This window comes from Mucilaginibacter gossypii, assembly GCF_900100945.1.
GTDB lineage: Bacteria > Bacteroidota > Bacteroidia > Sphingobacteriales > Sphingobacteriaceae > Mucilaginibacter > Mucilaginibacter gossypii.
In genome coordinates this window covers 74,679-86,510 of sequence record NZ_FNCG01000001.1, presented here as the reverse complement: position 1 = coordinate 86,510, position 11,832 = coordinate 74,679, and the positions used below count along the sequence as shown (strand labels likewise).

Sequence of the window (11,832 nt, the reverse complement as noted above, 5' to 3'; positions counted from 1 at the left end):
GGCTGATTTTATAAAAAGCCCTAAAACAGATAAGCATGACCAGGATAGACAACTTTAAATCCATAATTGATAAATACGAAGTTGTTTTTTTTGATGCTTTTGGGGTTCTGAAAAACTATGGCGGTTTGCTTCCGAGTATTGAGCGCACCTTTTCTTACCTGGCAGAACAAGGTAAGGAGTATTACATTGTAACCAACGATGCTTCACGAAGCCCGGTGCAATTAGCGGAATCCTATACCACTAAAGGATTGACCGCCATAACACCCGACAGGATCATATCATCGGGCATGCTTACCAAAGAATATCTTGACCTGAAGGTGAACGACGGTATCGTAGCTTATTTAGGTACGCCCGATTCTGCCCATTACATTGATAGCTCGGGGCTGCATACATTGCCTATCAGCGAAGTAAACGAAAGCAATATTGACAGGGTTAACGCGCTGGTGTTTTTAGATGACGAAGGTTTTGACTGGGGACGTGACCTGAACAAATCAGTTAACCTCATGCGTAAGCGCACCATTCCAGCCATTGTAGCCAATACCGATCATGCCTATCCCCTAACCAAACATGACGTATCGATAGCCATAGGCGGCTTAGCCAGTATGATAGAAAAAATTGTAGGTAAAGAGTTTATTCGTTTTGGTAAGCCGGATTCGCAGATGTTCATGTTTGCCTACGATCTGCTGCGCGAGCGCAGGCCGATCAGTAAAAGAGATATTGTGATGGTAGGCGATACCCTGCAAACAGATATTCTGGGCGGTAATAAATTTGGTTTGGATACAGTACTGGTGCTATCCGGTAATACCCAGGCCAAAGACGCCGAAAACCGCATCACCGCCACCGGCATTGTGCCAACTTATATTTGCGATTCGGCAGTGGTGGAGGCCGGTGGATTGGGATTCTAAACTTCCAAAGCACGTCATTGCGCGGCAACCGCCAGGAAGCATAGCCACCTGTATAGAATGTTGTTGCTTCGTCGTTCCTACTCGTATGACATTCAATCCCCCCCTTTTCTACAAATCCTATCAATCTTTCTACTGTAACTATTTATTTAGAAAAATTTATTTTAAATGTATGATTTACATTTATTTTTACCAACTTTGAAATCGCTAAGGTATAACTGTCTACCTTACATGTATAAGCCAATTAATACCTGATTTTAAACTAATGGATACAAATTTTGATCTTAAAGAGCACCCTCACAGCAGGTTAAACATTTTAACAGGCGACTGGATCCTGGTATCGCCGCATCGTACAAAACGCCCGTGGCAAGGCAAAGTTGAGGCTACACAAGCCGACGACCGCCCGCAGTATGATCCGGCCTGTTACCTGTGCCCTACAAACAAAAGGGCCGATGGCAGCGAAAACCCTGATTATAAAGGGAGCTTTGTTTTCACCAATGACTATTCATCGTTGTTACTGAATACGCCCGATGGCGGTTTAAATGAAGATGAACTACTGGTAGCTAACAGCCAGAAAGGCATTTGCCGGGTAATCAGTTTCTCGCCGAGGCATGACCTCACCCTGCCCCAGATGACCACCAAAGAGATTAGCAAAGTGGTTGACGTATGGCAGTCGGAATTTGAAGACCTGGCTTCTTATCCATGGATCAAGCACATCCAGATCTTTGAAAACAAGGGCGATATCATGGGTTGCAGCAATCCGCATCCGCATGGGCAAATCTGGGCGCAAAACAGCCTGCCGGTTGAAGTAGCTAAAGAAACCCAGCAGCAAAAGTTGCATTTTGAGCAAAAAGGAACAAGCCTTTTAGCCGATTACCTTGCATTAGAACTTAAAAAGCAGGACCGCATAGTTTTTGAAAATGAACATTTTGTTGTGCTTGTACCATTTTGGGCAGTTTGGCCGTACGAAACTATGATTGTAAGCAAAAGGCATGTAACAAGCATTTTATACTTTACCGAGCAGGAAAAACATGCCCTTGCCGACGCTATCAGGAGGCTCACCATCAGGTATGATAACATGTTTGAAACATCGTTTCCTTATTCGGCTGGTATGCACCAGTCTCCGGTTAACTCGGGCGATCATCCCTACTGGCACTGGCATATGCATTTTTATCCGCCGCTGTTACGTTCGGCCACGGTTAAAAAGTTCATGGTAGGTTATGAGATGCTTGCCAATCCGCAACGCGATATCACAGCAGAGTTTGCTGCTGAAAAATTGCGTGGTTTAAGTGAGGTCCATTATAAAACGAGGGAATAATGAAAAAACGCTATTTTTAAACCAAACTATAACCAACCTATTTATGAGAAAATTAATTAAAGGTATTTATTTAACAATTTTACCTGCTTGTAGCCTATATTTGGCTGCCTGTAATCAAAATTCAACCTCACCGAAAAACACTACTATGGCGGATAGCACCCAAACCACTGCATCAGCATTTGAAAAAACAATCGATGGTAAACAAACCCATTTATTTACCCTTAAAAACAAAAACGGCATTATTGCCACCATCACCAATTATGGCGGCCGTGTGGTAAGCTTGTTAGTACCCGATAAAAATGGCAAGTTAACCGATGTTGTTTTAGGTTTTGATGATGTGGAAGGTTTTGAAAAATCAACCGAACGTTATTATGGCGCTACCATTGGCCGTTACGGCAACCGTATTGCCAAAGGCCATTTTAAAATAGATGGTAAAGATTATCAATCGTCAATTAACAATACGCCCAATATGTTGCACGGTGGCAAACACGGTTTCCAGGAAGTGGTGTGGGATGGTAAAATGATCGATTCATCTACCGTAGAGCTTACCTATCTTTCAAAAGATATGGAAGAAGGCTTCCCCGGTAACCTCAATGTTAAAGTAATTTACAGCCTTACCGACGATAATTCATTTAAATGCCAGTACGAAGCTACTACCGATAAAAAAACGGTTGTTAACCTTACCAACCACGCGTTCTTTAACCTCAATGGCGAAGGCAGCGGTACAATCCTCAATCATTTGGTGCAGATAGATGCTGATAATTATTTACCGGTTGATGCAGGCTTGATCCCTACCGGGAAACTTGAAAAAGTTGCCGGCACTCCGTTCGATTTCACTAAGCCCGAAACCATTGGCAAACGTATTAACGAAGACAATGTGCAGTTAAAAGATGGCAAAGGTTACGACCACAACTTTGTACTGAACAAACATGACCTGAGCACTCCAATTGCGACTGTTGTAGGTGATAAAAGCGGTATCAAAATGGAAGTATTTACCGAAGAACCTGGCTTACAGTTTTACAGCGGTAACTTTATGCAGGCTAAAAACGCAATGAAACGCGGTATTAAAGATGAGTACCGGACTTCGTTCGCGATGGAAACCCAGCATTTTCCTGATTCACCAAATCAGCCGCAATTCCCTTCTACGGAATTGAAACCCGGCGATACCTATAAAACGCAATCGCTTTATAAGTTTTCGGTAGTAAAATAACTGAACACTTTTTTTATACAAAAGTCCTGCCCAACGGCAGGACTTTTTGCTTTATATTAGTTCCTGATATAACCATAGATATACAAAATGAGCGCCTGGCGAAAACGGGCAATTGAAAGCCTCCCTTCCTTAAAGAAGGACTTTGAGGATCCACAAACTTCAATTTATGGCGTTTTCATGGAGTTATTACCGGTTACTGTAGCGTCTCATAAAAGTAATAACGTCGCACAACTCAAAAAGAACTATGATTTTGCCGAATGGTGTTTCAGGCAAAAATCTGAAAACCTGTGGAATGCCGCCTGCGTATCGCTTTATGAACATCTGGGTAATAAGACCGAAACACTTCAGGCCATACATTTATGGGTTAAACAAGATATCTATATCGAGATACGATCACTCTTGAAGCAAAGAGTTGGCGAGGCTACTTTAAAAATAATAGACGGCTTATATGGGTTGAGTAATGCCAGGTTTACGGGCTGATCTTAATGGCTTCGATGTTTAATGTTTGTTAAGCAGATTTAAAACAAACCTAAACTTTTTGAGGTTAACAGGTTAATTAATAACAATCTGTTTACCTATCTATAAAAACATCATGAGTGATCAATCAACCCAACCTGAAGAAAAGGGATTTTTCGAGAAGGTTAAAGAAACAATTGAAAGCCTTTGGGAAGGCACAAAAGATACAGCCGAAGACGTAAAAGAAGCAGCCGAAGAAAAAATAGAGGATATCAAGGAAAAAGTAGCCGCTAAAAAAGCCACGGCTACCAAAAAAGCTGCGCCAACTAAAACCGCAGCAGCTAAAAAAGCAAATGTGGTAACCACCAAAGCAAAAAACGCAGTTTCTGAAGTAAAAGCGAAAGCCGAAACCAAGGCTAAAGCCATTACCGCCAAAGCAAAAGATGAAGCGGCAACCGCTAAAAAAGCTGTGGCTGATGTAAAAGCAAAGGCAGCAACTAAAGCAAAAGCTATTACCACAAAAGCCAAAACTGAAGCCACGGAAGCTAAAAAGGCCATAGCATCGAAAACTGCCAAAACAGCTACCAGCGTTAAAAAGAAAGCGGCAGCTACAGCTAAGTAAGGTTGCCAATTTTCAGACCTGCGAAGTTTTAGAAACTTCGCAGGTCTTCCTCTCCTCCTTCCGAATTTACTTCATCAGCCAACATTCAGCCTAAAATTAAATTGCAAAAGCTATTGACAGCAATTTAATTAATCGTAATATTGCAATATAATTATGGGCATCACTAAAACAGAAATATTTACCGACGAGCAGAACAAACTGGCTGTGCAGCTTAAAGCTATCGCTCATCCGGCCCGGATTGCCATCCTGCAGCTTATTATTGAAGCTAAGGCTTGCATCTGCGGCGATCTGTCATCTGAATTAGGGTTGGCACAACCTACAGTGTCCCAGCATCTTAAAGAATTAAAGAATGCAGGCCTCATACAGGGTACTATTGAAGGTGTAAGTGTTTGCTATTGCATTGAGCCCGAAGCCTGGAAAAACCTGAATGATGAGTTAAATAAACTATTCTCATCGTACAAAGACTTCAATAATTGCTGTTAAAATTTTTTGGTCACATTAATCGTAATATTGCAATACACAAGTGAAAACAAACGAGGAATTAAAAGAATTGGTAAAGCTGAAATACAGCGAAATTGCCTTACAGGATAAGGATACCAATCAATCATCATGCTGCGGGGCTGGCGGATGTTCAACCGAGGTTTACAATATCATGAGCGAAGATTATACCAAACTGCAGGGTTACAATGCCGATGCCGATCTCGGTTTAGGCTGCGGTTTGCCCACGCAATTCGCCCAAATTAAAAAGGGAGATACGGTAATTGACCTCGGCAGTGGTGCAGGCAATGATTGCTTTATCGCCCGTTCCGAAACCGGCGAGACCGGCAAAGTAATAGGGATTGATTTTACAGACGCTATGATTAGCAAGGCCCGCGAAAACGCCGACAAACTTGGCTTTAATAATGTGGAGTTTCGTTTGGGCGATATCGAGCATATGCCGGTAACTGCCAACGCGGCCGATGTGATTGTAAGCAACTGTGTATTAAACCTGGTGCCTGATAAAAACGCTGTCATTAAAGATATTTACCGCGTATTGAAACCCGGGGGCCATTTTAGCATTTCGGATATTGTATTGACAGGCAGCCTGCCCGAAAAGATCAGGACAGCCGCCGAAATGTATGCAGGCTGCGTATCAGGGGCCATTCAAAAAGAGGAATACCTTGATCTCATCAGCAAAAATGGTTTTGTCAATATCATTGTGCAAAAAGAAAAACCCATTATTATTCCTGACGATATTTTAAGCAATTACCTATCGGCAGATGAAATTAACGAATTTAAAAACGGCAACGGCGCTATTGTAAGCGTTACCGTGTATGCCGAAAAACCCGAAACAAAAGTATGCTGCGAACCAGGCTGCTGCCAATAAAACAATTATGAAAAATATATTAGTACTATGCACAGGCAATAGTTGCCGTAGTCAGATAGCCGAGGGATATTTAAAGCATTTTGCGGGCAGTAAAGCAAACATATACAGTGCGGGCATTGAAACACATGGCGTAAACCCCAAAGCCATTAAAACCATGGCCGAGGATGATATTGATATTTCCAACCATACCTCAAACCATGTGGATGAATACGCCAACATTGCTTTTGATTATTTAATAACTGTTTGCGATAATGCTAACGAAGCCTGCCCTTACTTTCCGGGGAATGTGAAACGTTTTCATTACAACTTCCCGGATCCGGCCAAAGCCCGCGGCACCGAAGATGAAGTGATGGGCGAATTCAGAAAAGTACGTGAACAGATCAAAGCGTACACCCAACAATTTGTAGAACAGCATTTAACCGAAGCGCAATAATATGTCTGCCAATAATTGCACTCCGGCTGTTGAACGAAAACGGCTCGGTTTTATTGATCGTTATCTCACCATCTGGATTTTCCTGGCTATGGCTATAGGCGTTGTAACAGGATACTTTATACCCTCATCGTCCGATTTTATCAATTCGTTTTCGAGCGGGACTACTAATATTCCGTTGGCGATCGGCCTCATATTAATGATGTACCCGCCGCTTGCCAAAGTAAAATATGAACAAATGGGCAGGGTATTTAAAGATATCAAAATATTAAGTGCCTCACTTGTTTTAAACTGGATAATAGGCCCTATCCTAATGTTCATTTTAGCTGTCGTTTTCCTGCGCGGTTACCCCGAATATATGACAGGGCTGATACTAATTGGGCTTGCCCGTTGTATTGCCATGGTTGTAGTATGGAATGAACTTGCCGATGGCAGCCGCGAATATGCCGCCGGTTTGATAGCCCTGAACAGTATTTTCCAGGTACTTTTATATAGCGTATATGCTTACATTTTTATAACCGTACTGCCGCCGGTGCTTGGCTTTAAAAGTCTCCAGGTACATATTACCATGCTCCAGATTGCCAAAAGCGTGGGTATCTATCTCGGTATTCCTTTTGCCGCTGGTATTATTAGTCGTTATACATTGATCAAACTAAAGGGCGAGGGTTGGTTTCAGCAAAAATTTGTTCCTTTTATTTCGCCCATAACGCTTATTGCGCTGTTGTTTACCATTATACTTATGTTTAGCCTCAAGGGTAGGCTTATAGTGCAAATCCCTATGGATGTGGTTCACATTGCTATACCGCTGGTATTTTACTTTGCAATTATGTTCCTGCTTAGTTTCTACATCGGCAAATACTTTGGTGCCGATTACTCAAAAAGTACCTCCATTGCGTTTACAGCTACCGGCAATAATTTTGAGCTGGCTATCGCCGTATCTATTGGTGTATTTGGTATTAATTCGGGGCAAGCATTTGCAGGGGTAATCGGCCCGCTGGTTGAGGTTCCGGCACTGATAGCGCTGGTTAACGTGGCATTTTGGCTTCGCAGAAAATACTATCGTAATGAAGTTATAGCCAAAGGGGACTAATTACAATGCCATCCCACAAAAAAAAGCGATTGGGGACAATCCAATCGCTTTTTTAATAAATCCCTTCGGGGCCGGGGGGCTTAAGCTTCAAACTTATAACCCACACCCTTCACGGTAGCAACGCAATCGTCGCCCAGTTTTTCGCGTAGTTTACGGATGTGTACGTCGATGGTACGGTTGGTAACCACTACCGAATCTTCCCAGATGTTTTTAAGGATCACCTCACGGGTATAAACTTTGCCGGGTTTTGAAGCCAGCAGGTACAATAGCTCAAATTCTTTTTTGGCCAATACTACTTTAACACCGTTTTTATAAACCAGGTAAGCTTCACGGTCGATAACCAGGTCGCCTATTTCCAGTTTATTATCAATTACGTCTTCGGCAGGGGCATTACGACGAAGTATGGCGTTTATGCGGCTAACCAGCGCACGTGGCTTGATAGGTTTTGCAATGTAATCATCGGCACCTACGTTAAAACCGGCAATTTCCGAATACTCTTCGCTGCGGGCTGTTAAAAACACCATAAAGGTATTTTTAAACTCGGGCATGGTGCGCATAATGCGGCACGCTTCTATCCCATCCATTTTAGGCATCATGATGTCAAGTACAATCAGATCAGGCAAGGCTTTCTTCGCCTCAGCAACAGCTTCCTGGCCGTTACGTGCTAAAAATACCTGGTAACCTTCCTTTTTGAGGTTATACTCAATCAGTTCTAAAATATCCGGTTCATCATCAACAATAAGTATTTTCTGTTTTGCGGTGCTGCTCATGTTGCGTTAATTTTTTTGTATAAAAGTATACGCTTTACAACAGCTAATGGTTAAGCCAATATTAACAAATTGTTAAACGTTACCTTATATTAACCCTAAGTTGAGGCTATTTAAATGTTTTATTTAAAAAAGCTTCAAGATCGGCGCCTGTAATATTTTTGGCAACAATATTTCCCTGCGGATCGATGATGAAATTTGAAGGGATAGCTTCAATACGGTAAAGCCTTTCTGTAGCGCCTTCAAAGCCGTTTAAATCCGAGCCATGGGCCCAGGCAAGCTTATCATCGCTGATAGCCTTTTGCCACGGTGCTTTGTCCTTATCAAGGGAAACACCTAAGATGTTAAAGCCTTTACCTTTAAAGGCATTGTACTGTTTAACCACATTAGGATTTTCCTGACGGCAAGGCTGGCACCATGAAGCCCAAAAATCAATCATTACATATTTGCCTTTGTAATCAGACAAATTAATTTGCTTGCCATCAATACCGTTAATGGTAAACTCAGGCGCTTTATGACCAAGAGAGATCGGCTTAGCCTTATCCATCTGCGCAATAAACTTTTGTACCGTAGGGTTATCCTTAAAATCGCCCCTGATTTCATCAGCAAATTTGATAAGCTGGGCTTCGTATTTGGTAGGATCGAGCGTGGTAGCTGCATAAAAGCCGGCAAGCGATTTTTTATTATCGTTCACAAATTTTAAAACCGCCTCGCCGCCTTCATTCATATTCTTTAAAAATATAGGCATGTATATTTTCAGTAGCGAATCGTTCCGCTCACCGCGAGATTTTTCCTGGTATTCGGCAAAAAGCTTAGTATTTTTATCGCCGTAAAGATTACTGATGCGGTTAAACTCCTTTATCTTGTCCGAATCATCGGAACCCTTGATAGTATACTCGTGGTTTTTATTGTTATTGTCTGTTTCAAACTCAATATCATCGCCATTTTTAGCAATAAAATCGTACAGGTTTTCGCCCTGCATTTCGCCACCCTGCGGACCGGTATTGCCTACCCGAAGTTTAAACAGGTTTGGGTAAAGCGCCACATGTTTAAACTCAAACTTACCGCCCTCGCCTAACGAAGTAGAATCAACAACCTTTAAGCCCGAGCTATCGGCCTCAATCAAATAAACAGCTTTAAGGTTACCCGGATTTTTGATAGTTCCCGAAACACTAAATTGCGATTCGTTTTTACAAGAGTACATGCCCGCGCTAAGCAATAACAACGCGCCGGCAGCCAGATTTTTAACTTTCATTTACTTTGCTTCTAATTCCTTTATCAATAGCTGGTTAGTTTTCTGCGGGTCGATCTTACCTTTTGAGCTTTTCATAATCTCGCCCATAAACAGGCCTAAAACACCCTTTTTCCCCTTTTGGTATTCCTTAACCTTATCAGGATATTTGGCGATGGCATCCTTTATAAAACGAGTTACATCATCACCATCGGCACTGATCAGCAGGTTAAGTTCCTTAGCCAGATCATCCGGTTTTTTGCCGGGTTCTTTGATCATGGCAGGAAACAATTTGTGCGAAGCTACAGAATTATTTATCACCCCGGTGTCAATTAGTTTGATGAGGGCGGCAAGGTTTTGCGGCGTAACAGCAAAGTTACCAATGGTTTGGTTATGATCATTCAGGTATGAGCGTACAGCACCCATCAGCCAGTTAGCAGCAGCTTTATAATGATCGGTATATTTTATCAGCGATTCAAAATAAAAGGCGGTGTCCCTATCAGCAGTGATGACCGACGCGTCATAATCGGTTAAGCCTAATTGCTCTGTATACTTATGATACAACTGACCGGGTAGAGCTGGCAAGCTTTTGCGGACGTTTTCCACATACTCATTGGTAAGCTTCAAGGGCGGAAGGTCCGGCTCGGGAAAATAGCGGTAATCGTTGGCCATTTCTTTTGAACGGAGCACTGAAGTTTCACCTGTATCGGCATTAAAGTTCAGCGTATTTTGATCGATGTGGCCGCCGGCTTCAATAATGTTTACCTGGCGAGCAAACTCATGCTCAATAGCACGCTGCACGTTACGGATGGAGTTAAGGTTTTTTACCTCGCAACGGTTACCATAAGCAGTTGCACCTTTAAGCCGCACCGAAATATTAGCGTCGCAGCGCATGCTGCCCTCTTCCATGTTACCATCGCAAATATCAAGATAGCGGAGAATTTTACGCATTTCGGTCAGGAACTGGCCGGCCTCTTCGGCGCTGCGCATATCTGGTTCAGATACGATTTCCACCAGCGGTACACCGGCGCGGTTCAGGTCGATCAGTGAATCGGCGTGGTGCTGATCATGCATACTTTTCCCGGCATCCTCTTCCATGTGAATGTGGTGCAGGGCTATGTTCTTTTCAGTGCCATCGGCCAGTTTCACGGGCACATAACCGTTAAGGCAAACAGGCGCCTGGTCCTGGCTAATCTGGTAGCCTTTAGGCAGATCGGCATAAAAATAATTTTTACGGGCGAAGCTGTTATTCAGGTTGATAGTGCAATTACAGGCCAGGCCCATTTTAACGGCATATTCAACCGCTTTTTTATTAATAAAGGGCAAAGTGCCTGGATGCCCCAGCGATACCGCGCTAACATGGCGGTTAGGTTCGGCACCAAAGGCAGCCGAATCTGCCGAGAATATCTTACTTGATGTAGATAACTGTGCGTGTACTTCGAGGCCTATCACCAACTCGTACTTTTCAGCTACCCCGTCTGCGAGAACTGTCATAAAAATAAAAATTCAGCTATGATTTTACTGATGTATAAAAGTCAAATATATAAAGATTAATACAGTAACAACACCATTTTGCTTTTAAAACAACGGTAAAAGTGCAATTATATAGTTGTAAGGTAGGGGTTATAGAGATTATACCCCATGATTGGAGATCAGTTGATGAAAATATTCAAATCAAACATGCCTGTCATCAGCATGATTAAACTTTTTGTATCCGCCGCCGTCTATTTATTTGTCAGGCACAGAAATTGAATAAGTGTTCATATTTAGACAGACACCATGAAAAAATTAATTTTAGGAATGCTTGCAGGATGCTTTTTACTTGCAGCTTCGGTTACCAGGACAAATGCACAGGTAAGTGTAAATTTAAACGTTGGCTTATGGAACCCGCCCGCCGAATATGCCGGTATTAATTATTACTACTTACCCGATGTAGAAAGCTACTATTATGTCCCTACTCATCAATATGTTTATTTGGATGGCGGAAACTGGGTTTGGAGACGATCATTGCCGCCACGCTATGCCAGCTACAACATTGCAACAGGCTACAAAGTGGCCGTAAACCGCCCAAGAGCGTATACCTATTTTACGCACGACCGTGATACCTATGCCCGCTACCGCGGTACAAAGAATGTTATAGTACGAGACAACTACCGCACCAGGGTAGTAAACCGCACACATGTGGTTAATCGTACCAGGGTAGTAAACCATTACCAAAAGCCACATAAAACCGTAGTAAAACGTACCCGCGTAGTTGAACACCGTGGACAAAAAAATGGTCACCACCATTAATTGTCTAACAGGCTTTCCCCTAAAAAATATAAAAGTAAAAAGACCGCTTCTGTTAAGGCGGTCTTTTTACTTTTATTAGATTATCTATACGCCACGTCATGGGAATTTGGACATCCGGTTTGAACGGTGAAATGCTATTTGCTATAGA

The 11,832-nt window shown here is 42.5% G+C and carries 13 protein-coding genes; 10 read left to right on the top strand and 3 right to left on the bottom strand.

All coding sequences use genetic code 11. The features are described 5' to 3' along the window. Positions 1-35 precede the first annotated feature (35 nt). The 9 genes from BLS28_RS00360 to arsB all read left to right on the top strand — a co-directional run bounded on the left by BLS28_RS00360 (position 36) and on the right by arsB (position 7,394). Positions 36-905 carry an HAD-IIA family hydrolase gene (locus tag BLS28_RS00360; RefSeq protein ID WP_091162176.1) on the top strand — a complete coding sequence of 290 codons (870 nt, stop codon included), beginning with the start codon at positions 36-38 and terminating at the stop codon, positions 903-905. 262 nt (positions 906-1,167) lie between these two features. After that, a complete protein-coding gene (locus BLS28_RS00355; RefSeq protein WP_091162174.1) occupies positions 1,168-2,220 on the top strand; it encodes a UDP-glucose--hexose-1-phosphate uridylyltransferase in 1,053 nt (350 codons plus the stop codon). Between the two features lie 43 nt (positions 2,221-2,263). Continuing rightward, positions 2,264-3,430 (top strand): aldose epimerase family protein, encoded by a 1,167-nt coding sequence (locus tag BLS28_RS00350; RefSeq protein ID WP_091162172.1) that lies wholly within the window; start codon positions 2,264-2,266, stop codon positions 3,428-3,430. 87 nt (positions 3,431-3,517) lie between these two features. Beyond that, a complete protein-coding gene (locus BLS28_RS00345; RefSeq protein WP_091162170.1) occupies positions 3,518-3,910 on the top strand; it encodes a DUF7674 family protein in 393 nt (130 codons plus the stop codon). A 112-nt stretch (positions 3,911-4,022) separates the two neighbouring features. After that, positions 4,023-4,508, top strand: a complete 486-nt coding sequence (locus BLS28_RS00340; RefSeq protein ID WP_091162168.1) for a hypothetical protein — start codon at positions 4,023-4,025, stop codon at positions 4,506-4,508. Positions 4,509-4,661: 153 nt separating this feature from the next. After that, positions 4,662-4,991, top strand: coding sequence for an ArsR/SmtB family transcription factor (locus tag BLS28_RS00335; RefSeq protein ID WP_091162165.1), 330 nt, complete (start codon positions 4,662-4,664; stop codon positions 4,989-4,991). A gap of 40 nt (positions 4,992-5,031) precedes the next feature. Then, a complete protein-coding gene (locus tag BLS28_RS00330; protein WP_091162164.1) occupies positions 5,032-5,874 on the top strand; it encodes an arsenite methyltransferase in 843 nt (280 codons plus the stop codon). Positions 5,875-5,881: 7 nt separating this feature from the next. Next, entirely contained in the window at positions 5,882-6,307 is a 426-nt protein-coding gene (locus tag BLS28_RS00325; protein WP_091162902.1) for an arsenate reductase ArsC, read from the top strand. A gap of 1 nt (position 6,308) precedes the next feature. Further along, complete coding sequence (arsB, locus tag BLS28_RS00320; protein ID WP_091162162.1) at positions 6,309-7,394, top strand: ACR3 family arsenite efflux transporter; 1,086 nt, start codon at positions 6,309-6,311, stop codon at positions 7,392-7,394. Between the two features lie 80 nt (positions 7,395-7,474). Here the strand turns inward: arsB and BLS28_RS00315 are convergent, their stop codons facing one another. The 3 genes from BLS28_RS00315 to gatB all read right to left on the bottom strand — a co-directional run bounded on the left by BLS28_RS00315 (position 7,475) and on the right by gatB (position 10,886). Further along, positions 7,475-8,164, bottom strand: a complete 690-nt coding sequence (locus BLS28_RS00315; RefSeq protein WP_022831601.1) for a response regulator transcription factor — start codon at positions 8,162-8,164, stop codon at positions 7,475-7,477. Between the two features lie 106 nt (positions 8,165-8,270). Next, positions 8,271-9,416, bottom strand: coding sequence for a TlpA disulfide reductase family protein (locus BLS28_RS00310; protein WP_091162161.1), 1,146 nt, complete (start codon positions 9,414-9,416; stop codon positions 8,271-8,273). Further along, positions 9,417-10,886 (bottom strand): Asp-tRNA(Asn)/Glu-tRNA(Gln) amidotransferase subunit GatB, encoded by a 1,470-nt coding sequence (gene gatB / locus BLS28_RS00305; RefSeq protein WP_091162160.1) that lies wholly within the window; start codon positions 10,884-10,886, stop codon positions 9,417-9,419. A gap of 285 nt (positions 10,887-11,171) precedes the next feature. On the opposite strand from gatB, the gene BLS28_RS00300 reads away from it, so the two are divergent. After that, on the top strand, positions 11,172-11,684 hold the full coding sequence (locus tag BLS28_RS00300; RefSeq protein ID WP_091162158.1) for a hypothetical protein: 513 nt from the start codon (positions 11,172-11,174) through the stop codon (positions 11,682-11,684). The last annotated feature ends 148 nt before the right edge of the window (positions 11,685-11,832 follow it).